Origin of the sequence: Amycolatopsis decaplanina DSM 44594 (assembly GCF_000342005.1) — a bacterium.
Lineage (GTDB): Bacteria > Actinomycetota > Actinomycetes > Mycobacteriales > Pseudonocardiaceae > Amycolatopsis > Amycolatopsis decaplanina.
The window spans coordinates 25,307-47,073 of the sequence record NZ_AOHO01000081.1 but is presented as its reverse complement, the minus strand read 5'-3'; the positions used below and the strand labels follow the sequence as shown (position 1 = coordinate 47,073).

Here is a 21,767-nt window from a genome sequence, read left to right as displayed (position 1 = left end):
CAACTCCTCAAAACCCACGATCCCCGCAACCCCCGAAATCCAGGGTGTTGCGGGGATCGCTAGAACCCGCCCACCGGCGACGGGCCCCTCACCATGCCCACCCAGCGGACAGCGCTGTAAGGCAAAGGTGGCTTCATGGTGCGAAAGAGGCTTTCGCGATGTCGGCGGAGGCGGCGTGGAGGGTAGGTCCAGGTGGTCGGCGCGTGGTGGGCCTCGTGAGTGGTTAGGACGGTTAGAACCGCCCTTACCACTCACGACCTCCGGGACCCACCATTCACCGCGGGGACAATGAGCGAACCCGCACCAAATCCACTCGGTCGGCGCCACGGGCCTGGCGGCGCACAAGTCCCTGATCAACCCTCGCATTCAACCTGCCTGCGAACGCCAGATCCCGAAGCAGGCCTCCATCAGAACCTCGAGAACACACAACCAAGTACATGAAGCACGCCGTCGACATGCTCTCTGGTGTCACTGAAGCGAACGTGACGCGGCGCCTGTCTTGTCCCTCACGAGAACTCGTGATTCGCGCGCGCCAGGAATCGTCACCCGACACGCCGGACGTTGACGTCTTTCCCGAAACCGGCACGGTTGACGGGAACACCTACGCCAAAGACGGAGCCAAAAGACAAGAGCCCGCCACCGAACCGGCGACAGGCTCCCCCACAGCGAAGAAAAGGTCCCGCTTCCGCTCAGCGAAGGCTGGGGGTTCCTGCGAGCAGGAAGCGGGAGTTTGTGGCCGGTACGGGGGCCGCCTCTCGGCGAGTGGCTCAACACGGCTCCGGCCGAACCGGTGTTCCGTGAAGGCAAGGGTTGAGGCCCGGGGGCACCATCCGTACCGACACTCTCTACAACGCACCACTTTTCGAAATGTTCCCCGGCACCGAGCCCGAATCGCTGTGACCCGCGTCTACACCCGAATGCGGGAAAAAGACCCGCTCCCGCTCAGCGAAGGCCTGGGGTCGCCCGCGAGCGGAAGCGAGAGCCAACAATCCGTCCAACGCATCGGCACGCGAAAATGTTCCCGAACAAGCGTAGTGACCTACCTCAACCCACGGCCGCAGCGATCTCGATCAAGTATTTACCAGGTAACAAAAAGACCCGCTCCCGCTCAGCGAAGGCCTGGGGGTCGCCTGCGAGCGGAAGCGGGAGCGAAGGCCGATACGGTGGGCCGCCTCTCGGCGAAAGGCACGACATGGCTCCGGCCGGACCGGTATTCCATGAAGGCGAAGGGTGAGGCCCGGGGGCACCATCCGTACCGACATCCTCTACAACGCCACGACTCGGAAAATGTTCCCGGCGGAACGAGTGACGAACGTCAACACACGAACGCGATAACGCTCAGCAGGGCGGCGGGACCTGGGCGACGAGTTCCTCAGGAGCGGAAAGCCGCCATGCCTCGTAGACCAATTCGGTGAGCTCGTCGGATTCGATGCCGTCGAGGTAGACCACCACCCAGCCGAATCCCCCGGCCGTGAACTGGACCTCGAAGACGTCGGGCCGCTCGGCCACGAGGGCCTCCTGCTCCGAGAGGGTCTGCTTCAGCCCGACGGTCTGGGTCCGCGGCCAGTAGTAGCCGAACCGCTTCCCGCGAACGCTGAACGACTCCCACTCCTTCGCTTCGGAAAGCTCGACGTCGGCGAGCGCCTTCAGCATCCGGTGGAACTCGTCACTCGACACGCTCATCTTGAACCCCAAACCCCAGGAACTCCGTCAGCCCCAGTCTAAACGCCCGTCCGGGCACATCGTCCTTTGAGGACGCCCATCGGCCGCGAGACGACGAACCGTCCCGAACGGTAGATTCACCCGAGGGAGATCCACTCGATCCGGGGAGCTGCGAAATGGACCGGCCTGTCACTGCGGCGGAACTGTTCGACGCCATCGGTTCCGCCTACGAAGACGTCTTCGGACGGGCCCCGGCGGTCGACAAGGCGGTGCGGCATCTGCTGGACACCTTGTCGCCGTCGTCGAGAGTGCTCGACATCGGCAGCGGAACCGGCAGGCCGGTGGCCGAGGACCTGTCCTCCGCCGGGCATCGGGTGACGGGGCTCGACGTGTCTTCGGTGATGATCGATCTCGCGCGTGAGCAAGTCCCGGCCGCCACCTTCGTCCACGCTGACGTGCGCGAATGGACCTCACCGCCCGAGACCTGGGAGGCCGTTTGCGCCTTCTTCCCGTTCCTGCAGATGCCTCGCAAGGACACCGAAGCCGTGCTCGCCGACATCGCGCGCTGGCTGGTGCCGGGTGGTCTTTTCGCGCTGGTCACCGTCCCGCGGGACGCCGAGGACGTGCCGGCGGAGTTCTTCGGGCGCACCTTTCTCGAGACCAGTTTCGCACCCGAGGACCTCGTCCGGCGGGTCGAGGCGGCCGGGCTGGAGGTCACCGGCACCCATTCGGAAATCTTCACCGCGGACGAGCCGGGGACACCGCCGGAGGAGCACCTGCTGATCACCGCCCGCCGCCCGGGCTAACGTTGCGTTCATGCCGGTCATCAGCGTGATCACCCCGGTCCACCCGCCGAGCTTGCCGTACCTGGCCGAGGCGTACGCATCGCTCGCCGCGCAGGAACTCCCGCCGGGCTGGACCTGGGAATGGCTGGTCCAGGAGGACGGCGAGACCGGTCTGCTCGACGGCGTCCTCCCCGCCGACGAGCGGGTACTCCCCGGCTCGGGTCGCCGGGGCGGTCCCGGAGTGGCGCGGATGATGGCCCTGTCCCGCGGCTCCGGGGAGTTGATCAAGGCGCTCGACGCCGACGACCTTCTGGCGCCCGGCGCGCTCGCGCGGGACATCTCGGCGCTGGAGGACCCCGCGATCGACTGGACCACCTGCCGGGTCCTCGACCTCCTCCCGGACGGGACCACGGCCGGCGTCGACAGCGATCCCGAGGAGGGCCGGATCGAACGAGGGGCGATCCTTCGGTACTGGCAGCGCAACGACTACGTGTCGCCCGTGGTCGCCGGGACCTTGTGCATCCGCCGCGACCTGCTGCTGGATCTGGGCGGCTGGATGGCGCTGCCCGCGTCGGAGGACACCGGGCTGATCCTCGCCGCCAACGCCTGCTCCGATGGCTACTTCGTCTCCACGTGCGGCATGTTCTACCGGAAGTGGGCCGGGCAGGTCACCCGGTCCGCGGCGCACAACGACGACGGCGAACGGCTCGCGCGGATGCGGCTGATCGGGGAACGCGCCGAGGTCATGTTGGCGCGCCGACGATGTCGGGCAACGCCTTCGCGCACAGATCCCGTGTCTGATCCCGGGTGGCTGGAGTACTAGGGCTTGAGCAGTCCGTCGAAGAGGGCGTCCACCAGAGCGCGGGGAACGCTCGCACCCGTCAGTGCCCGGTAGACGATCGGGCCGACGACGGCGTCGAGCGTCGCGTCGAGGTCGAGCTTGGGTGAAACCTCGCCGGCCTCGATTCCGCGCGCGAGGAGGTCGCGTTCCAGCTCCCGGCGGGGGCCGAGATAGCGGTCGTGAAGGCTCTTGGCCGTTTCGGGACTGTGCTGCGCCTCGGCGAGGAGCGCGAGGAGGACCTTGCCGGCCGGATCGCGGGTGACGAACCGCGCGAAACCGCGGAAGTAGCCGCGGATGCTGTCCTCAGCCGATTTCTCCGCCGGGACAGGGAAGCGCTTTTCACTGTCCTCGATGAGCGTGTCGAGGAGGACCTCGACCTTCGACGGCCACCAGCGGTAGATCGTCTGCTTGGCGACGCCCGCTCGGCGAGCGATCGCCTCGATGGTCAGCCGCGCGAAGCCGTGCTCGACGAGAAGGTCGTCCGCGGCATGGAGCACGGCCAGGCGGGCGCCCTCGTCGCGCTGGTTGCCGGAGCGCGCCCTGCGGGGCTGCGAATTCACGGCTGGCATGCGGCCACAGTACCTCTCAGCACGGCCGCGCCCTGTCGAGAGGGCCCGTGCTACCGTCCAGACGCAACGTCGCGTCTAGACAAAATTCCACCATCAAGGAGTTTTCGTGCCCAATACCTCCGACCGCCGAGCTCTCGTCATCGGCGCCTCGCGTGGCCTGGGGCTGGCCCTCGCCGAGGAGCTCGTACGGCGTGACTGGCAGGTCGTCGCCACGACACGCCAAAGCGGTGGCGGCCTTCAGGAGAAAGCCGACGCCTCGAACGGGCGGCTGCGGGTCGAATCGCTGGAGATGACCAGCGACGAGCAGCTGGCCGCCCTGCGTGAGCGCCTCGACGGCACCAAACTCGACCTGCTGTTCGTCAACGCCGCGATCGACCGCGGGAATCTTCCGATCACCGAGGTCTCGACCGAGACGTTCGCTGAAGTCATGATCACCAACGCGTTGAGCCCCCTGCGCGCGCTCGAAGCCCTCCGCGATCTGGTCGTACCCGGTGGCACCGTCGCGGTCATGTCGTCCAGGCAGGGCAGCATCTCGCTGAACACGAGGCCAGGATTCGAGGCCTACAAGGCCAGCAAGGCCGCGCTCAACCAGCTGATGCGCAGCTACTCCACCCGGTACGCCGAAGACGGGCAGACCAAACTCCTCATCCACCCCGGCCACAACCAGACGCCACTCGGCGGCTCCGGCGCTCCTCTCGCCCCCGAGGAGAGCATGCCCGCCGTCGTCGACGTCCTCGAAGCACAGGCAGGCGCGCCGGGTCTGCAGTTCCTGGATCTCTACGGCAAAGTGGTGCCTTGGTAGAACCCGGTCACATCTCCCTTCGGGGATCCGTCAGTGCGGTGAAAGCAAGACGGAAATCTGAAGGAGAACAGTATGGAAACCCGGATCCCGAACCCCGCTCTCTCGAACCCCGGCACCCTGAAGGCTTTGATCGCGCTGGCGGAGTCGGCCGGGGACACCGGTGTCCCGAAGACCACGCACTACCTCATGCACGTCCGCGCGAGCCAGATCAACGGGTGCAGCGGTTGCCTGGAGATGCACACCAAGGAACTGCGCGAGGCGGGCGAGCCCGACGAGCGGATCTTCACCGTGGCGGCGTGGCGCGACACGGCCTACTTCACCGACGCCGAACGTGCGGCGCTCGCGCTGGCCGAGGCCCTCACCCGTATCGCGGACCGGGCCGACCCGGTCGACGACGAGATCTGGAACGAGGCGGCTCACCACTACGACGAAACGCAGCTCGCGAGCCTGGTCCTCTCCATCGCCGCCATCAACACCTGGAACCGGCTCAACGTCGCCACGCGGCAGATCGCCGGCGCCGCCTGATCGGCCTACTCGGCCTGCCGTAGCTCCACACAGCACTCGGCCGTGCCGGGAACGAGGGCAGCCTCCACGTTCCCGGCGCGCACGCCGTTCAGGAAACCCGCCAGGAAGGCCTGGTTGATCCCACAGACCAGTTCCGGGGCCTCCGCGGCCAGCGGATGGAACGGGCAGTTCCGCAGCCGGACGCAGGTTCTGCTGTCCCTGCTCGGTTCGAAGCCGTAGCGGCGAAGCACTCCTTCGGCCACGGTGAGCGCACGTTCCGTGCCGAGCCTCCCGGGTCGCGTCCGAGCGCGTTCCTCCTCACCCAGTGCGAAGCCGCGCTCCCCCGCCACCCGCCGCACGGCTTCCTTCGCGGTCTCGCCGGTCCCTTCGGCGAGCACGGCCTCGGCGAGGATGCCTGCCAGGATCTCGTGACGCCGGGCGGGAAGCTGCACCTGAATGGCCTCGTCGACGGGTTCGTAGACCTTCGGCCTGCGCCCCACCTTCACCACCGGACCGGCCGCGAAGCCGAATCTGAGCAGTCCGGCCGCCACGAGCTTGTCGAGATGGAAGGCGGCGAGCTTGCGGGAGATCCCGACCGCGGCCGCCGCTTCGTCCCGAGTGACGGGGCGTCTCACATGCCGGGCGTAGGCGTACATGCCGCGACGGAGGTCGTCGTCGAGCGCCGCCACCGCGGCGATTGCGGGGGCGTCGAGGCCGTCCGGGTCGGGCACTGTCACGTTCACCACGATATCGCCTATCGCAACCGGCGGAACATCCTCCAGGGCGGATCTACCATGTAGGATGAGCCGACGGGTAGCAAAAAGCCCAAACTTCTTGGTTTAATACACTGGGGATCGCGCTCAGCCTAGGAGGCCCAATGTCCACTCCCGCCTTGCGCGTCGTACACGAAACCGGGCCGGGGCCGGACCTGGCGGCCGCCGAGGCCGCGGCCGCCGATCTCCTCACCGCACTGGGCATTTCGCTGGACTCCGAGAGCCTCCACGGCACCCCGGGCCGGATGGCGCGCGCGTACGCCGAGCTGTTCACCCCTCGGCCGTTCGACCTCACGACCTTCCCCAACGACGAGGGCTACGACGAACTCGTCCTCGCCAGGGGGATCCCGGTGCGATCCGTCTGTGAGCACCATCTGCTCCCGTTCGTCGGGGTCGCGCACGTGGGTTACCTGCCCGGCGAGCGGATCCTCGGCCTGTCCAAGCTGGCCAGGATCGTCGAGCACTTCGCCTGCCGTCCGCAGGTTCAGGAGCGGCTCACCAAACAGATCGCCGACTGGCTCGAGGAGCAGCTCGAGCCCCGTGGAGTCGGCGTGGTGATCGAGGCGGAGCACTCGTGCATGACCCTGCGCGGTGTCCAGGCCGTCGGTTCGAGCACCGTCACCTCCACCCTGCTCGGCACGCTGCGCGAAGACGCCCGTTCGCGGCAGGAATTCTTCGCGCTCACCGGCATCAACGGCTGACAGCGGGTTCTTCCGCGTAGGCCGCGGAGACGACCGAGCGGTCGAACACCCGCCAGGTGAGCGCGGAAACGATCATCGCCACCACGAAACCGGCCCAGTACGGCGTCGTCAGCCCGAACTTCGACGCCACCGCGCCGCCGAGCAGCGCGCCGACGCAATTGCCGCCCGCGATGATGAACAGGCTGGTGCTGCCGACCCGGCCGAGCATCTCCGGCGGGGTGAGCCGCTGGCGCAGGGAACTGCCGACGATGCCCCACAGCGCGCCGTGCACCCCGAACAGGAACAACGTCACCCCGACCACCGGCGCGCTCGTGCTCGTCGCCAGCACCAGGTGGGTACCGGCCTCGATCAGCAGCCCGACCCGCAACGTCCAGGTCGGCGTGCACCAGGCGATCAGCCGGGCACCCGCGACCGAGCCGAACAGCCCGCCCACCGCCATGCAGGTGAAGAGCAGGCCGTATCCGACGGAACCCAGTTGCAGCCGCTCCTTCGCCAGCAGTACCAGTACCGAGGTGGCCGCGACGAGCGTCAGGTTCAGCATGCCGATCAACCCGACCATGGTCCGCAGCAGGCGCTGACCGGCCAGCCACCGGAACCCCTCGGCCACCTCCGACCGCATCGAGCGCCGCGCGACCGGCTCACCGGGATCGTCGCCGGGCCGCGATCGATAGGCGCCGACGATCAGCCCGAGCAGCAGTGCGCTGACCGCGTACGTGCCGGCGTTGACGTAGAACGGAATGCTCGCCGCGATGCCGAACAGGAATCCGCTCAGCGGCCCGGAAAGCATGCCGTGGGCCAGCGTCGTCCCGGCGTACAGCCGCCCGTTCGCCCGCTCCAGCAACGCCTTCGGGACGATCGCGGGCAGCATCGCCCCGCTCGCCGTCCGGAACACGACCTCGCTCGAATTGATCACGAAGAGAACGGCGTACAGCAGCGCGATACTGACGTTCCCTGTCGTGATCGCGACAGCCAGCAGTGCGACGGCGGGCACGCGGATCCAGTCCAGGGTGATCATCAGCTTCCGCCGGTCCACCCGGTCGACCAGCACCCCGCCCGGTAGCGAGAACAGCAGCCAAGGCAGCCACGCCACCGCGAACCCGCCCGAGACCACGAGCGGTTCGTCGGTGCGGGAGGCGATCAGCAACGGAGCCGCCACCGTCGCGAGACCGCTGCCCAGCGCGGAGGTCGTACTCGCCGCCCAGAGTTTCGCGTACCTGCCGTCGAGCCGTTCCCCAGTCATGAGATCCAACGTAGCGACCGGTGACCGAGCGGAGGCGGAGTTTCACCCACAGCTGAGTAGCCGCCCTCTAGACTGCCCTTCCGTTCGGCCTTGGGAGGGGTAGGTACGGGTGGACGCTCACGGCCCGGTTCGGGTCTTCATTTCTTACGCGCGCGACTCGGGCAAGCACGTCGAGACGGTTCGACGGTTGGCCACCTTCCTCCGGGAGGAGGCCGGAATCGACGTGTCACTGCACGAGTGGGCGGGCGTCCCCGGACACGCCTGGTCAGCATGGGCGGCCGACCAGATCGGCAAGACGGACTTCATCCTGGCCATCGCCTCGGCGGAGTACCGGCGTCTCATCGACAGCGGGAATCGCTTCGATCCGCCACCGGTGAACGAAGACCTCTTGAAGAGCGCCAAGCTCCAGTGGATCTTGCCGGTCATGCTGCCTGGCCAGCCACTGGAGTACATCCCTGATTCCCTTTCGCCCTACACCAGTTACGTGCTCAACGTCCAGGACTTCACCAGGGACGGTGCCGCGGCCCTGCTGACCACGTTGACCGAACGCGAAATCAGCTGGCCTCCTGCCCCAGCTGATCCACCGCTCGATCCGTTCGCCGCGCACGTCGCCGATTACCGGCCCGACACCGACGACGGCGTCGACCGCCTCGGCATCGGCGCCGACGTGCGCATGCTCGCCGACCTGGTGGTGTCCCGGATGATCACCCCTCCCCTGTCGATCGGCCTGTTCGGCAGCTGGGGTTCGGGCAAGAGCTTCTTCATGCGCCAGATGCGACTGCGCGTCCGCGAACTCGCCGATTCCGCGCGGGCGGCCGAAACCGAGGCGGGCACGCACGGGAAGTCCGTGTCCTCCTACTGTTCGAGCGTCCGCCAGATCAGTTTCAACGCCTGGCACTACAGCGAAGCGAACCTTCTCGCCAGTCTCGCCACCCACATCTTCGACAACCTCGCCGCGAGCGGCGCCGAGAACGACCTTCAGCGCCAAGCCGACCTGCTCGCGGAACGCCGCAAGACCGAGGAGACCCTGCTCGGCAGGCTCAGCGCGGTCCGCCTCGAACGCAGAACCTTGACGGCCCGGCAGAAGCAGGCGAACCGAAGGCGACGGAAGCCGCGTGAGTACGTCCGCGCGGTCTTCGACAGTCTTACGGAGGCGGACAAGGCATGGATCGCGTCGAGGATCGGTGTCGATCAGCCGACCGCCGAGGATCTCGAACGGCTTGCCCAGGAGACCGGCGGACTGCGTTCGGACGTCGCCGAATTCCGGCGACGGCTGCGGCGGGATCCGGTTCCGTTGCTGGTCCTGATCGGCGGGCTGGTGGCGGTCCTGGTCGTCACGCTGCTCGTCGGCCGGTCGCAGGTCTCCGGAGTGCTCGGCGGGCTCACGGTGGTGAGTTCCGCGCTGACCGTCGTCCTGCGGATGCGCGCCAGCGCGGACCGGATCCACCAGGCGCTCGGCAAACTCGGCGGTCCGTCCGAAGAGGACGAAGAGACCGAGCGGCGCCTTGCCGAACTGGATGCCGAATCCGACCGGCTGGAAAAAGCCGTCACCGAACTGGCGCCCGGACAGGACCTGGTGTCGTTCGCCGAGTCCCGGGTTTCGGACTACGTCGAGCACTTGGGCGTGGTCTCGTTGCTGCGCAAGGATCTCGAGACGTTCGCGACCATGCTCGCCGAGGTACCGCACGGTTCCGGGAAGATCGAACGCACCGTGCTCTACATCGACGACCTCGACCGCTGCCCGCCCAAGGTCGTCGTCCAGGTCCTCGAAGCCATCCATCTCCTGCTGGCGCTGCCGGTGTTCGTCGTCGTGGTGGGCGTCGACTCCCGCTGGCTCAAGAAGGCCGTCGAGCAGCATTACGAGGAGATGCTCGGCGACGATCCGGAATCCTTCGCCGAGAACTACCTCGAGAAGATCTTCCAGGTGCCGTTCACGTTGTCCCCCATGGACGATCCAGGGTTCGCGGGGCTCGTGCGCGGGCTCGCCGACACGCAGCTCCAGGACGCCACTCCGTCGCCCGCGCCCGCCGGAACGGATCGGGCCACCGGCGACCGCCCTTCTCCGGTCGCGACCGATCCTCCTCCTCGCGTGGAAGCGCCGGAACCGTCGTCCGAACAGTCCACAATAGACGTACGACCTCCTCGACTGGTGATATCCACGGCGGAACTGGACTTCCTGCCGACGCTGGCCCCGCTCATCCGGTCCCCGCGGGCCGCGAAGAGACTCTTGAACCTGTACCGCCTGCTGCGGGCGCGTTTCGCCGGAGAGGAACTGGCCGGCTTCCTCGCCGACGGCGACCGCGAGGCACCGTTCCGCGCGGTACTGGTACTGCTCGCGGTCCACGTCGGACATCCGGAGGCCGTCCGATGGTTCACCGGCCTCGACGCGACGGACCCTGACGACAGCGCTCTCGAGATCGTGTCGTCGATGAACGACCACGAACTGCGGCCGAAGCTCGAACGCGGCCTGTCCGGCGAATCGTGGCCACTGCTGGCCGCGTCCTATCAGCGCTGGTTGCCGCTGGTGAACCGGTTCTCGTTCGCCCGCGACGACTGATCCCGCGACCGCTCGATGTCGGGTCCCCGGTAGAGCCGCTCCGGGATCTTCGCCAATGTCGACGGATGGACCTGCGGGCCGAGGCCGTAGAGCTTCTGGAAGCTCATGATCAGCGGCCGCCACCGGTCGGGGTCGATCCGGTCGTCGGTGCCCGGCATCCGCACGTCGTCGTGGACGTGGACGCGCAGCACGCGGACCTCGAACACGAGAACGCCGCCGCGTTGTTTCGGGTCGTCCTCGGCGAGAGGGTGGACGGCCTCGACGACGGCTTCCATCGTCACCGGGCATTCCGCGACGCGCGGCGGCCGGACCGTTTCCGAGGTGACCGGGGTGAGCCCGGCGCGGGCGAACTTGTCCGCTTCGTGCCGGTAGCCGCGCTCGTACTTGCGGGCCGGGACGGGATCCGATCCGGTGGTCAGCGCCAGCCTGTCGACGGCGGCCGCCAGCGCGTCGGAAGGGAGATTCAGAACACATTCACGGTTGCGCATGAGATTCTGCGCCGTCTTGGATTTCGCGCCCAGTCCGAGCATGCCCCGCCACCCCAGCCAGAACGCCGACGACATCGGGGCGAGGTTCGGGGCACCCGCCTGGTCGACCGTCGAGAGGAGCACCACCGGGGTGCCGAAGTAGAGGATTCCGGGCTCGATACGGGTGTGCGCGGCCTCGGCCGCCGAGGTGGTAACTGTCACGTTCGCCAGCTTCGCCGCCTCTCGTGCGGAAGGCTGGCGTGAATCGGACGTCGCGATCGACACCGTCGGCGGACGGCTTCGCGCCGCCCGAGCGCTTACCCTTTCCGTGGTGGTTCCTTTGAGCGGACACGAACCCGCGGTCGTTCGGAGTATTGCGTTCCGCCGATTGCTGGTAGGTTCGCCGAACTTGAACGACGGAGGAGGCGCCGGCAGCGGCCCGGTCAACACCCGAACGCGCGTGGTGAGGCGAATCGCATGCGAGACGATGTGGTCCAGGCGAGCTCGATTCTCGGGCATTCCCCCGGCCAGGTTTGGGAAGTGATCGGCGATCCCGAGTCCTACTCGAGGTTCGTCGCGGAGATCAGCTGGTGCGAGCTCCAGCGCCCCGCCGAACGCGGGCGCGGACCGAAATGCCTCGTCCGGCTGGAACCACGGCCGGGCACGCTCGTCGCCGGTGACATCGAAGCACGTGTCTGGCGGCCCGGTGAGCACGTCATGTGGTGCGGCGTCGAGGACGACAGCATCTGGGTCTCGGTCGAGCTGCGCCGAGCTCCCGGCGGCGGCACGGAACTCGTCGCCCAGCTGATGCTTCCGGCGCCGCACTCCCCTCTGGTGTCCGCCGCGTCCTTCAAACGCACCGTCCGCGCGGCGGCCCGGCGGATCGACCTGCACCTTTCGGGCCGGGCGGCCTCACCCCAAGAGGAACCGGCGCACACCAAGGCCACCACACTGCACACGGCGAGCACGCTGATCAAGGCCGGGGTGCTCGCGGCCGCGCGACCGGACAAGATCGCCCGGCAGCTCACCTCGCTGTCGCAATGGGGGGCCACCGTCGCGGGCGGCTACACCGCCAACGCCGCCCGCGTGCCCGATGACGTCGCGCTGTACGACGAACGCAACGTCCGGACGTTCAAACAGACGGCCGATCGCAGCAATCAGCTCGCGAACGCGCTGGCGGCACGCGGAGTGCATGCCCGTGACCGGATCGCCTTGCTGTGCCGCAACCACGCCACGATGGTCGAGTCGCTGATCGCGTGCAGCAAACTCGGCGCGGACGCGATCCTGCTGAACACCGGGCTTTCCGCCGGCGCGGTCGCGGACGTGATCGGCCTGCACAAACCGGTCGCGGTGCTCGCCGACGACGAGTTCTCGCGGATCATCGCCGACATCCCCGGCGATTTCCTGCGGCTGTCCACCTGGCCGGAAACCGAGAACGGTTACCCGACGATCGATCAGCTGATCGCCGGGGTTCCCGCCACCAAACTGAAACCGGTGGACCGGATCGGCAGGCTCGTCGTCCTCACATCGGGCACGACGGGAACTCCGAAAGGCGCGCGACGCCCGACTCCTAAGGGACTGTCGACATCGGCCGCCATGCTCGACCGGATCCCGCTCCACTCCGGCGACCGCTTCGTGGTGGCCGCGCCGCTGTTCCACAGCTGGGGGCTCGCCGGGATGCAGATCGGCATGGCCGTACGCGCTTCGTTGTCGCTGATCCGCCGGTTCGACGCCGAAGAGATACTGAGAACCATCGCCGAACATCGCTGTGGTGTGCTGTTCGCCGTCCCCATCATGTTGCAGCGCATCCTCGACCTGCCCGAGCGGATCCGCACCCGCTACGACCTCTCTTCGCTGCGGATCGTCGCCAGCAGCGGATCCGCGCTGCCGGGGGCGATCGTCACCGAGTTCATGGACACCTTCGGCGACGTGCTCTACAACTTCTACGGCTCGACAGAGGTTTCGTGGGCCAGTATCGCCACGCCCGAGGACTTGCGCGCCGCGCCGACCACCGCCGGCCGCTGCCCGCCCGGCACCCGCGTCGCCATCCTCGACGACGACCACAACCGTGTCCCGCCGGGCTGGGAGGGGCAGATCTTCGTCGGCAACGACATGCTGTTCGAGGGCTACACCGACGGCGCCGGCGTGCCCCGCGCGGAAAACCTCATGGCGACCGGCGACGTCGGCTACCAGGACGCCGCCGGACGCCTCTTCGTCACCGGCCGGGCGGACGAGATGATCGTGTCCGGTGGGGAGAACGTGTCCCCTCGCCCGGTCGAGGAGGCCATCGTCGCCCTGCCCGGCGTCCACGAAGCCGCCGTGATCGGAGTGCCGGATCGCGAGTTCGGGCAACGGTTCGCGGCGTACATCGTCCCGAAACGCGGCGCCCGGATGAGCGCGGACGACGTCCGCGCCTACATCCATCATCGGCTGGCCCGGTTCGCGGTTCCGCGGGACGTGTACTTCGTCGAGGAGTTGCCCCGGAACGCGACCGGGAAAGTGCTCAAGCGATTACTGAAGGACGAGACCTGGCCGATCGATCAGTAGCATGCCGCTCCCGCAAGAGAAACCGCTGGATCTTCCCGCTGGGCGTCTTGGGCAACTCCGCCACGAAGCACACCTCCCGCGGATACGCGTGAGCGGCGAACCGCGTCTTGACCGACTGCTGCAACTCGGACACCAGCGCGGCGTCGGCGGAGACACCGTCCCGCGTCACCACGTACGCCACGACCACCTCGCCGCGCAGCGCGTCCGGGACACCGACGACGGCACATTCGGCCACCGCGGAATGCTGCTGCAGAACGCTTTCCACGTCGAACGGGCCGATACGGTAACCCGCCATCAGGATGACGTCGTCGTCCCGCGAGGCGAAGGTCAGGTAACCGGACTCGTCCTTGGCGGCCACGTCGCCGGTGTAGTACCAACGGCCGTCGGGACTGAAGCGCGCGGCGGTGCGCTCGGGAGCGTCGCGGTAGCCCCGGAACCACACCAACGGACTCGCCGGGAGGTCCACGGCGACGCGTCCGCGTTCTCCAGGCCCGGCCGGCACGTCGGCGTCTTCGCGGAGGACCTCGACGGCGAAGCCTGGCAGGACGCGTCCCATCGAGCCGGGTTTGACCTCCGAACGGAGGTCCGGATGCCATGCGTTGCCCACGACCATGCCGAGTTCCGTCTGTCCATAGTGGTCGTAAACGCCGACGCCGAGCTTCGACGACGCCCACTCCAGGACGTCCGGGGTCAGCGGTTCACCCGCCGACGAACAGTGCCGCAGACGAAGGCCTTCCGGCACCGGGGCGGCCGAGTTCCGGAGCGCGCGGTACACCGTGGGCGCGGCGGCGAAGTTGGTGACGCCGAACCGCTCCAGCACCGCCCACGTCAGTTCGGCGGAGAAACCCGCGTGCAGCAACAGGCTCCGCCTGCCGGTCGCCATCGGCGTCATGATCGCGTAGTACAGACCGTAGGCCCAGCCGGGGTCGGCGGCGTTCCAGAAGACGTCGTCGGCGCGGACGTCGAGCGCGAAGTCTTGATACGCCTGGAAACCCGCGAGCGCGCGCAGGGGAATCGGGACGGCTTTGGGCGTTCCCGTGGTCCCGGAGGTGAACAGCTCGACCAGGACCCCGGAGCCACCGGTCACCGCGGCTCCCGGCAACGGCGCGGCGTCCGCCAGCATCTCCCGGAACGACAGATCGCCCGGGTCACCGTCGCCGACGACCACGATCCGCCGCGAGGGGTCGGCGGGCAGATCCTCGGACGGCGCCAGTTTCGAACGCTGACCGGCGTCGGCGATGACGACCTTCGTGCCGTTCCCGGTGATACGCAGCGCGATGGCGGGCGGCGCGAACGCGGTGAACAGCGGGACGTGCACCGCGCCCAGCCGCCAGATCGCGAGCAGCGCCACGACCAGTTCCGCCGACTTGCCCATCAGGGTCGCGACCCGGTCCCCGGGCCCGACACCGAGGCCGAGCAGCGCCCCGGCGAACCGCTCCGACCGCTCCCGCAGTTCGCCGTAGGTGAGATCGTGGCTGGTCAGATCCGCTTCGACCACGGTGAACGCGACCGCCTCCGCCCGATGCCGGTCGCACAACAGCGTCGCCGCACCGGCCCGCTCGTCGTCGTAGACCTCGAGCAACCGCCGGACGTGAGCTTCGGTCATCGTTTCTCCCGGGACGTTGGCGAAGGCGTACAGTTCCGGAAATCGTGCGGGCGGGCCCGATCCGTCCACCACCCCCGATCGAGGGGGATCACCGAGGAGGGTGAGCCGATGCCGGTCGACGACGCCCAGCTCCTCGGCGCGGTCTCGGACCTGCGCCGGGACACCGGCCTGCCCGTCGGCTTCGCCGGGATCGCCGGTGCCTCACCACGGATGCGGCTGACCGCGTTCCTCGGCAACCGGGGCACCGCTCTCAACGGCCTGTCCGTCCGCGCGGGCTGCGGCCTCGGCGGCAAGGCACTCGCGTTGACCCGGCCGGTGGTCGCCAACGACTACCACAGCGCCACCACGATCAGTCACGACTACGACGAGCCGGTCCGCGACGAGGGCATCCACTCGGTGCTCGCGATCCCCGTCGTCGTGCGCCGCCGTGTCCGCGCAGTGCTCTACGGTGGTCTGCGCGACGAGGCCGTCCTCTCCGACCGGACGATCACCGCCGCCCTGCACGCCGCGCGCGATCTCGAACAGACCTTGGCCGTCGAGGACGAGATCGAGAAGCGGCTGGCCGAGGCGGGGCCGCTGGCCGAGCACCGCGAGGACGCCGCGCCGCGCGAACGGCTGCGCGAGGTCTACGGAGAGCTACGGGCACTCTCCGGCCAGATCGACGACAGCGTTCTCCGTGACCGGCTCGACGCGGTGTGCGAGAACCTCACCGTTGCGGCTTCTCCGCTGGTACGCCTGGCACCGAGGGAACTGGACACCGTCGCGCTCGTCGCGCTCGGCCTGACGAACGCCGAGATCGCGCACCGGCTGGGCCTGACCGCGGAGACGGTCAAGAGCTACCTGCGGGAGGCGATGCGGAAGCTCGACGCGAACTCCCGGTTGCAGGCCGTCACGCACGCCCGTCGAGCCGGCCTGCTTCCCTGACTCAGGACGGCGACGGCTGTCGCTCAGCAGGCCGTTGCCCTTCTGCTGCTCCGCAGCAGGTCGGGACTCGTGAGTGGTAATGACGGTTAGAACCGTCCTAGCCACTCACGAGTCCCTGGAATCGGCGCGGGTGCCGCGGCCGCGCTGGTGGCCTCGGGTGGCATCGCCGAGGCGACCCAGGCCGGCGCTCCCGGCGACGCGGAACTCGCCCGGTTCCTGCCCGGTGGTTTCCGCAGCGAGTACGCCCAGGTCAACGGGGTCCGGCTGCACTACGTCGCCGAGGAGTAGCCGCGGACGGTCATCGACCAACTGCCGACCTTCCTCGGGTGAGGCATATACCCCGGATGGGTCACCGGCGCCCGCCGAAAGGCTTGATTCACTCAGTCAGGTGAAAGGCGCCGCCAGGCGTCATACTCGCGGCAAGGGCCCCTCTTCTCTGGTGTGTCGGTACCGGCCGGACAGCCCCCCGAACGGCCGGTACCGGCATGGAAGTTCAGCTCAACCGATCCACCAGCGGGCCTTGTAGATCCACGCGCCGTGCAGCGCCAGCTCGGCGCGTGGAAAGGCCAGCCGGACGGTGTCGGTGCACCACGTGCACAGATGACCGTCCTGCACCGAGGCCGTCAGGATCTGCCCGGTCCGAGGGTTCGTCGACACACTCTTCACATGCGGCCGGTCGATTTCTCGCGCGCCCGCGTAGCGCCGGCTGAACCCGCCACTCGTCTTCGCGAACTGGTAGACCCCCGCTTCCGTGGTCACCCACAGCAGATCCGACCGGTGCGGAACCGGCTGGAGGTCGTGCCCGCCCTTGGCCGGCACTGCCCCTGTGAAGCGGTGTAGATCCGCACCCAGCCACCGGTGCTGGCCGCCACCGCGACGTTCCCGTCCGGCAGCAGTTCGATGCTGTGCGGGTTGGCGCGTCCGCCGACATTCGCCGCCCAGTACGCCCGGTCGCCCGCCGGATACGGCACGACGGCCGCGAATCCACCCGACGCCGACGTCAGCAGGTACTTCTCGCCACCTCGTTCGGCGAGCTTCGCGTCGCTCGGGTTGCTCCACGCGGCCGCCAGGTCCGCCAGGTCCGCCAGCCCGTTGGCGGCGCTCGGTGCCCACGCCCAGCTCACCTTCCGGTCCTGCCAGGAGGCCCGGTCGGAGGGCAGGACCAGGATCCGCTTGGACGCCTGCGCCGATCGGAAACGTGGGTGCCGGCAAGCGGTCAGGACCGCGGCGGGCACCGGTCGGCGCGGGCATGGCGGCCGCCACCGCCTGGCCGGCATGGGTCGCTAACGGGATATTCATCACGGGCTCCGAGGAAAGTGATTGGTCCACCTTGGGCCGGGGTATCCGGCGACCGCAACGGCCGCCGGTCACGACTTCCGAGGAACTTCGCCCCGATTTCCCCCCCGGCAGCGATGACTTAGGACCCTGTGCCACGAGCGGTCGCGATGAGAGTCTCGAGGACCGGAACGGAGCCGACGATGACGGACAAATGGACGATCGACGTGTCGCTGCAGCACGAGTCGTACCGGGTGCGGGCGGAGGCGTTGCTCCGTCTCGAGGACGGTGGTGAGTTCGTCGGTGTCGGGATCGCGGAGGCCGGGCTGAGAAACGGTTCGACCTCCCAGATCGGTGCCTATCTCGCGGTGACGCGGGCGCTTTCGGATCTCACCGCGGAACTGCTGGAGACCGTCGCCTCCGACGTCGCCCGCTCGATCGAAGTCGACGGGATCTTCGCCGCGCAGTCGGCGAACTGAACACCGGTCAGCGCAAGGGGGCGGACCAGTCGACCCTGGTTCCGCCCTCTTCCATCGTCTCAGCCCGGAACGTCCCGCCCGCCTTCTCCGCGCGATCACGCAGATTCCGCAGTCCGCCCCAGCCGCCGGACTCGTCGCCGATCCCGGTGCCGTCGTCGGTGACCACGATCCGCAGGACATCGTCCTTCACGGCGACGCTCACCGAAACCCCGCTCGCCCGCGCGTGCCGGACCACGTTGCCGACCGCCTCCCGCACCACCGCCTCGGCGTGTTCGGCGAACGGGAGGGGAATCGAGTCCAACGGTCCGGACAGGCTGACCGTCGGCTGGATGGGGGTGTCGTCGGTGAGTTCGGTGATCGAGTCGTGGAGGCGGTGCCGCAGCCGTACGCCCTGCTGGCCCGCCTCGCCGCCGTGGAGATCGAAGATGGCCGTGCGGATCTCGTGCACGATCTCGTGCATCTGGTCGATGCTGGCGCCGATCCGCCGCCGCAGTTCCGGTGAGTTCGCCCGGCGGTGTGTGCTCTGCATGGCGAGACCGACCGCGAACAGCCGCTGGATCACGTGGTCGTGCAGATCCCTGGCGATCCGGTCCCGGTCGGCGAGCACGTCTAGTTCCCTGGCCGTGCGCTGCCGCGCGGCCAGCTGGAGCGCGAGCGCGGCCTGGTCCGCGAACGAGGCCACCACCGGCAGCTGGGCGAGCTCGAACGGGACCGCACCCGGGTTCCGCGCCGCCATCAGCACTCCGGACGTGCGTTCCCGTGCCCGGAGTGGCACCACGAGCGTCGGGCCGAGGCCGATCTCCCCCTCTGGACCGAGTACCAGTTCCGGAACGCTGCGCGGGGTCCGGTCACGGTAGACCGCCCCCGGCAACGACGCGGCGACGCTGATCCGCGCACCGGTCAGTTCCGCCGCCCGCGCGCCCGCGCAGACGGCGACGGCGAGTTCGTCGGCCTCGTCCTCCTCGTCCGCGCTGACGTCGAGCCTGCCGGAACCGGGCAGTGCCAGCAAAGTGAGGTCGGACCCGGTCAGTTCCAGCGCCCGGCCGGCGATCAGGTTGAGCGCGTCGACCGGGTCGGTGCCGCCCAGCAGCTCCGTGGTCACCTCACTGGTGGCGGCCTGCCACTGCTGGCGGATCCGCGCCTGCTCGTAGAGATGCGCGTTCTCGATGGCGATACCGGCCGCGGCGGCGAGTGCCTGGACGACCACCTCGTCGTCGTCGGTGAAACTCTCCCCGCGTTTTTCGGTGAGGTAGAGATTTCCGAACACCTCGTCGCGCACCCGGATCGGCACCCCGAGGAACGAGCGCATCGGCGGATGGCACGGCGGGAACCCGACCGACGCGGGATGCCGCGAGATGTCGGCCAGTCGCACCGGTTTCGCCTCGTCGATGACGAGACCCAGCAGCCCGTGACCTCTCGGAAGATGCCCTATCTGTTCTTTCGTCTCGCCGTCGATGCCGAGATAGACGAACTCGGCGAGCGAACCGTCGTCCGCGATCACCCCGAGGGCGCCATACGTGGCTTCGCCGAGATCGATCGCCGCCTGCACGATCCGGCGCAGCGTCGTGTCCAGCTCCAGCCCCGACGCGATGGCGAGCACCGCTTCGAGCAGGCCGTCCATCTTGTCGCGCGTACCGATGAGCCGCTCGATGCGGTCCTGGAGGTCCCGCAACACCTCACGAACCCGCAGCTGGGAAAGCGCGCCGGCGATCCGTTCGTCGCTTCCGCCCAGCCGGTCATGAGCCGACATCCTGCTGCGCCTCCGAAGATCGGGACGACTCGCGGCCGTGGTGACTTTCTCCTCTTTCGGCCCCGCACCGCGGGCGGGGACCGTCTCATCGAGACAACCGTATTGCCCGTGGCGCAGCGGCGGGGGGTAACCATGACCATACAAGTCACCAGGGTCGGACGTTTGAACTCCGAACAGGTGAATTCCGTGCTCCGGTCGGCCACACTGGCCCCGTCGACGCTCAACACCCAACCGTGGCTTTTCCGGTGCACCGGCACCGGGATCGAACTCCACGCCGATTCCGACCGTATCCTACCTGTCACGGACCCGGACGGTCGTCACCTCGTCCTCTCCTGCGGCGCCGCCCTGTTCACTCTCCGGACGGCGATTCACGCACTGGGCTTCCATCCGGCGACGACCCTGATGCCGAGCCGTGCCGATCCCGATCTGCTGGCCGTCGTCCGCCCGCTCGCCGAACGCACGCCGGATCCGAAGGTCGCCCGGCTCGCCCGGGCGATTCCCCGGCGCCGGACCAACCGGCGGCCGTTCCTGTCCAGTGTCGTCCCGAAACCCACGCTCGCCGCACTCCGCCACGCCACCGAACTCGAGCACGCGTGGATGCCGAGCCTCGAAGGCGAACAGTGCCGGCTCTTGCGTGACCTCGACGCCCGCGCCCGCCGGGAGCAGCTCGCCGACCCGGCGTTCATCGCCGAACTCGGCCGCTGGACCGAACTGGGCGCGAGCACTCGCGACGGGGTGCCTTCCTACGCGACCGAAGGCTCCCCCGCCGACGAAAGCTGGCTCCTGGACGAATTCGGCGAAGCCGGCAGCGATACGCGCCGAGCCCCGCTCGTCGTGGTGATCGGGTCGCTGACCGACGAACGGATCGACCGGTTGCAGGCCGGTCAGGCGCTGCAACGCGTGCTGCTCACCGCCACCGCCGCGGGACTCGACGCGTCGTTCATCTCGCCGTCGATCATGGTCCGCGAGGCACGCGCCGAACTCCGGCGGATTCTCGGCTGCGGGGTGTGGCCGCAGGTGTTGCTGCGCGTCGGCTACGGCTCGCCGCTGCCGTGGACGCCGCGCCGCCCGCTGGAGGACGTGCTGCTCGATACGCTCGTTTCCGCCCGAGGCGGGCCTGATCCGCGAGTACGTGCAGGACCCCTCCATTGCGTCTAGCGCAGTGGCACGGCAAAGTCGTCTATCCGCTGGTCAATTGGGTGATGGAGGGGGCTCGTCACGGTGGCCCGACACCTTCTCGACTGTCCACAGGGGACACATTCGAGGTGACCGTGTCCGATTCGGGCATTTTGCGAAGGGGTCGTGAGTGATCAGGGTCGTTCTAACGACCCTGATCACTCACGACCCCGATGACCTTTGTGGACACCGTCGGTTCAAGCCCTCTGTCATCTGCCCCGTTCGGAGGTCCACCTCGAATCACCAAGAGCGACATCGGCCAGCGTTTATGCGCCTTTGCCGGGACCCTGGCGCTTAGCGCGGTGAGGGGGTCCTTTCGTACTGGGGAAGGCTCACTGCCGGCGCAGTTCCGTGGCCAGCACGGCAGCCTGGGTACGCCGCTGCATACCGAGTTTCGTCAGCAGCCGGGACACGTAATTCTTCACGGTCTTCTCGGCGAGGAACATCCGCTCGGCGATCTGCCGGTTGGTCAGCCCCTCGCCGATCAGCTCCAGTAGCGTGCGCTCCTGCTCGGAAAGCCCGGCGAGCGGGCCCTTCTTCGCGGCGTCGTCTCGGAACTTCGCCATCAGCGTCGCGGCGGCCCGCGCGTCCAGCAGCGACCGGCCGAGGCCGACCTCCTTGACCGCGGCCACCAGGTCGATCCCCCGGATGTCCTTGATGACGTAACCGCACGCACCGGCCATGATCGCGTCCAGCATCGCCTGCTCGTCGGTGTACGACGTGAGCATCAGGCATTTCAGTTCGGGCATCTTGGATCTCAGTTCCCGCGCGAGTTCGACGCCGTTGCCGTCCGGCAGCCGCACGTCGAGCACCGCGACGTCCGGCCGCAACGCCGGGATCCTCGCCAGCGCCTGGGAAAAGGTGGCGGCCTGGCCGACCACGCACAGGCCGGCGTCCTCCTCGAGCATGTCCGCGACCCCTCGACGGACCACCTCGTGATCGTCGACCAGAAACACCCGGAGCATTCCGACCTCCACGGTTCCCCCTCCTCGGATGAGAGCGTACGGTGCACGGCCGGTCACTGCGACAGGCCAAAAGGCCCTGTTCGGCGGCCGTTCGAGTGGCTGCCGCCGACCGGGCCAGGTCCATTTGCATCATTCGAGTCAGGA

Annotated in this window: 21 protein-coding genes; 11 read left to right on the top strand and 10 right to left on the bottom strand. The window is 68.4% G+C overall.

Translation table 11 applies throughout. From position 1 onward, the window contains the following. Window positions 1–1,338: 1,338 nt before the first annotated feature. Window positions 1,339–1,683 (bottom strand): MmcQ/YjbR family DNA-binding protein, encoded by a 345-nt coding sequence (locus tag H074_RS37285; protein WP_039924477.1) that lies wholly within the window; start codon window positions 1,681–1,683, stop codon window positions 1,339–1,341. 155 nt (window positions 1,684–1,838) lie between these two features. Here H074_RS37285 and H074_RS37280 point away from each other — a divergent pair, with 155 nt between their 5' ends. Next, on the top strand, window positions 1,839–2,468 hold the full coding sequence (locus H074_RS37280; protein ID WP_007035279.1) for a class I SAM-dependent DNA methyltransferase: 630 nt from the start codon (window positions 1,839–1,841) through the stop codon (window positions 2,466–2,468). Between the two features lie 10 nt (window positions 2,469–2,478). Further along, window positions 2,479–3,270: a glycosyltransferase gene (locus tag H074_RS37275; protein WP_007035278.1), complete on the top strand. Its 792-nt coding sequence runs from the start codon at window positions 2,479–2,481 to the stop codon at window positions 3,268–3,270. On the opposite strand, the gene H074_RS37270 is transcribed toward H074_RS37275, so the two are convergent. Beyond that, window positions 3,267–3,857, bottom strand: coding sequence for a TetR/AcrR family transcriptional regulator (locus tag H074_RS37270; protein ID WP_007035277.1), 591 nt, complete (start codon window positions 3,855–3,857; stop codon window positions 3,267–3,269). The genes H074_RS37275 and H074_RS37270 overlap by 4 nt on opposite strands. Before the next feature lie 106 nt (window positions 3,858–3,963). On the opposite strand from H074_RS37270, the gene H074_RS37265 reads away from it, so the two are divergent. Further along, the gene (locus tag H074_RS37265) at window positions 3,964–4,659 is read left to right on the top strand and encodes an SDR family NAD(P)-dependent oxidoreductase (protein ID WP_007035276.1); all 696 of its coding nucleotides are present in this window, start codon (window positions 3,964–3,966) and stop codon (window positions 4,657–4,659) included. A gap of 72 nt (window positions 4,660–4,731) precedes the next feature. After that, window positions 4,732–5,184 (top strand): carboxymuconolactone decarboxylase family protein, encoded by a 453-nt coding sequence (locus H074_RS37260; RefSeq protein WP_007035275.1) that lies wholly within the window; start codon window positions 4,732–4,734, stop codon window positions 5,182–5,184. A gap of 5 nt (window positions 5,185–5,189) precedes the next feature. Here H074_RS37260 and H074_RS37255 read toward each other — a convergent pair whose 3' ends face one another. After that, a complete protein-coding gene (locus H074_RS37255) occupies window positions 5,190–5,906 on the bottom strand; it encodes a helix-turn-helix transcriptional regulator (RefSeq protein WP_007035274.1) in 717 nt (238 codons plus the stop codon). 134 nt (window positions 5,907–6,040) lie between these two features. Here H074_RS37255 and folE point away from each other — a divergent pair, with 134 nt between their 5' ends. Beyond that, complete coding sequence (gene folE, locus H074_RS37250; RefSeq protein ID WP_007035273.1) at window positions 6,041–6,637, top strand: GTP cyclohydrolase I FolE; 597 nt, start codon at window positions 6,041–6,043, stop codon at window positions 6,635–6,637. On the opposite strand, the gene H074_RS37245 is transcribed toward folE, so the two are convergent. After that, a complete protein-coding gene (locus H074_RS37245; RefSeq protein WP_007035272.1) occupies window positions 6,627–7,877 on the bottom strand; it encodes an MFS transporter in 1,251 nt (416 codons plus the stop codon). The genes folE and H074_RS37245 overlap by 11 nt on opposite strands. 109 nt (window positions 7,878–7,986) lie before the next feature. Here H074_RS37245 and H074_RS37240 point away from each other — a divergent pair, with 109 nt between their 5' ends. Then, window positions 7,987–10,434 (top strand): P-loop NTPase fold protein, encoded by a 2,448-nt coding sequence (locus H074_RS37240; RefSeq protein ID WP_007035271.1) that lies wholly within the window; start codon window positions 7,987–7,989, stop codon window positions 10,432–10,434. Here H074_RS37240 and H074_RS37235 read toward each other — a convergent pair. Further along, window positions 10,383–11,123: a flavin reductase family protein gene (locus tag H074_RS37235; protein ID WP_235096981.1), complete on the bottom strand. Its 741-nt coding sequence runs from the start codon at window positions 11,121–11,123 to the stop codon at window positions 10,383–10,385. The two genes, H074_RS37240 and H074_RS37235, sit on opposite strands and share 52 nt — an antisense overlap. 255 nt (window positions 11,124–11,378) lie before the next feature. On the opposite strand from H074_RS37235, the gene H074_RS37230 reads away from it, so the two are divergent. Next, entirely contained in the window at window positions 11,379–13,448 is a 2,070-nt protein-coding gene (locus tag H074_RS37230; protein WP_007035269.1) for an AMP-binding protein, read from the top strand. Here the strand turns inward: H074_RS37230 and H074_RS37225 are convergent. Continuing rightward, window positions 13,405–15,054, bottom strand: coding sequence for an AMP-binding protein (locus H074_RS37225; RefSeq protein WP_039924469.1), 1,650 nt, complete (start codon window positions 15,052–15,054; stop codon window positions 13,405–13,407). The two genes, H074_RS37230 and H074_RS37225, sit on opposite strands and share 44 nt — an antisense overlap. A 108-nt stretch (window positions 15,055–15,162) precedes the next feature. On the opposite strand from H074_RS37225, the gene H074_RS37220 reads away from it, so the two are divergent. Beyond that, the gene (locus tag H074_RS37220; RefSeq protein ID WP_007035267.1) at window positions 15,163–15,978 is read left to right on the top strand and encodes a helix-turn-helix transcriptional regulator; all 816 of its coding nucleotides are present in this window, start codon (window positions 15,163–15,165) and stop codon (window positions 15,976–15,978) included. A 147-nt stretch (window positions 15,979–16,125) separates the two neighbouring features. After that, window positions 16,126–16,266 (top strand): hypothetical protein, encoded by a 141-nt coding sequence (locus tag H074_RS40575; protein ID WP_235096980.1) that lies wholly within the window; start codon window positions 16,126–16,128, stop codon window positions 16,264–16,266. A gap of 210 nt (window positions 16,267–16,476) precedes the next feature. Here H074_RS40575 and H074_RS41915 read toward each other — a convergent pair whose 3' ends face one another. Together H074_RS41915 and H074_RS41910 are read right to left on the bottom strand one after the other, a co-directional pair. Then, window positions 16,477–16,737: a hypothetical protein gene (locus H074_RS41915; RefSeq protein ID WP_007035266.1), complete on the bottom strand. Its 261-nt coding sequence runs from the start codon at window positions 16,735–16,737 to the stop codon at window positions 16,477–16,479. Beyond that, window positions 16,734–17,102, bottom strand: coding sequence for a DUF6528 family protein (locus H074_RS41910; RefSeq protein ID WP_235096979.1), 369 nt, complete (start codon window positions 17,100–17,102; stop codon window positions 16,734–16,736). The genes H074_RS41915 and H074_RS41910 overlap by 4 nt, the downstream gene beginning before the upstream one ends. 354 nt (window positions 17,103–17,456) lie before the next feature. Here H074_RS41910 and H074_RS37210 point away from each other — a divergent pair, with 354 nt between their 5' ends. Further along, window positions 17,457–17,732 carry a dsRBD fold-containing protein gene (locus H074_RS37210; RefSeq protein WP_007035264.1) on the top strand — a complete coding sequence of 92 codons (276 nt, stop codon included), beginning with the start codon at window positions 17,457–17,459 and terminating at the stop codon, window positions 17,730–17,732. Window positions 17,733–17,739: 7 nt separating this feature from the next. On the opposite strand, the gene H074_RS37205 is transcribed toward H074_RS37210, so the two are convergent. Continuing rightward, complete coding sequence (locus tag H074_RS37205) at window positions 17,740–19,482, bottom strand: GAF domain-containing sensor histidine kinase (protein ID WP_007035263.1); 1,743 nt, start codon at window positions 19,480–19,482, stop codon at window positions 17,740–17,742. Window positions 19,483–19,614: 132 nt separating this feature from the next. Here H074_RS37205 and H074_RS37200 point away from each other — a divergent pair, with 132 nt between their 5' ends. Then, the gene (locus H074_RS37200) at window positions 19,615–20,640 is read left to right on the top strand and encodes an Acg family FMN-binding oxidoreductase (protein WP_063705501.1); all 1,026 of its coding nucleotides are present in this window, start codon (window positions 19,615–19,617) and stop codon (window positions 20,638–20,640) included. Window positions 20,641–20,990: 350 nt separating this feature from the next. Here H074_RS37200 and H074_RS37195 read toward each other — a convergent pair whose 3' ends face one another. Then, window positions 20,991–21,623, bottom strand: coding sequence for a response regulator (locus tag H074_RS37195; RefSeq protein ID WP_039924463.1), 633 nt, complete (start codon window positions 21,621–21,623; stop codon window positions 20,991–20,993). Between the last annotated feature and the right edge of the window lie 144 nt (window positions 21,624–21,767).

What these genes read in the sequence shown, in the direction of transcription:
- H074_RS37210 (WP_007035264.1), top strand. Translation starts at nt 17,457, where the DNA reads ATGACGGACAAATGGACGATCGACGTGTCGCTGCAGCACGAGTCGTAC.
- H074_RS37225 (WP_039924469.1), bottom strand. Translation starts at nt 15,054, where the DNA reads ATGACCGAAGCTCACGTCCGGCGGTTGCTCGAGGTCTACGACGACGAG.
- H074_RS37195 (WP_039924463.1), bottom strand. Translation starts at nt 21,623, where the DNA reads ATGCTCCGGGTGTTTCTGGTCGACGATCACGAGGTGGTCCGTCGAGGG.
- H074_RS37270 (WP_007035277.1), bottom strand. Translation starts at nt 3,857, where the DNA reads ATGCCAGCCGTGAATTCGCAGCCCCGCAGGGCGCGCTCCGGCAACCAG.
- H074_RS37280 (WP_007035279.1), top strand. Translation starts at nt 1,839, where the DNA reads ATGGACCGGCCTGTCACTGCGGCGGAACTGTTCGACGCCATCGGTTCC.
- H074_RS37220 (WP_007035267.1), top strand. Translation starts at nt 15,163, where the DNA reads ATGCCGGTCGACGACGCCCAGCTCCTCGGCGCGGTCTCGGACCTGCGC.
- folE (WP_007035273.1), top strand. Translation starts at nt 6,041, where the DNA reads ATGTCCACTCCCGCCTTGCGCGTCGTACACGAAACCGGGCCGGGGCCG.
- H074_RS37205 (WP_007035263.1), bottom strand. Translation starts at nt 19,482, where the DNA reads ATGTCGGCTCATGACCGGCTGGGCGGAAGCGACGAACGGATCGCCGGC.
- H074_RS37230 (WP_007035269.1), top strand. Translation starts at nt 11,379, where the DNA reads ATGCGAGACGATGTGGTCCAGGCGAGCTCGATTCTCGGGCATTCCCCC.
- H074_RS37275 (WP_007035278.1), top strand. Translation starts at nt 2,479, where the DNA reads ATGCCGGTCATCAGCGTGATCACCCCGGTCCACCCGCCGAGCTTGCCG.
- H074_RS37285 (WP_039924477.1), bottom strand. Translation starts at nt 1,683, where the DNA reads ATGAGCGTGTCGAGTGACGAGTTCCACCGGATGCTGAAGGCGCTCGCC.
- H074_RS37245 (WP_007035272.1), bottom strand. Translation starts at nt 7,877, where the DNA reads ATGACTGGGGAACGGCTCGACGGCAGGTACGCGAAACTCTGGGCGGCG.
- H074_RS37260 (WP_007035275.1), top strand. Translation starts at nt 4,732, where the DNA reads ATGGAAACCCGGATCCCGAACCCCGCTCTCTCGAACCCCGGCACCCTG.
- H074_RS37200 (WP_063705501.1), top strand. Translation starts at nt 19,615, where the DNA reads ATGACCATACAAGTCACCAGGGTCGGACGTTTGAACTCCGAACAGGTG.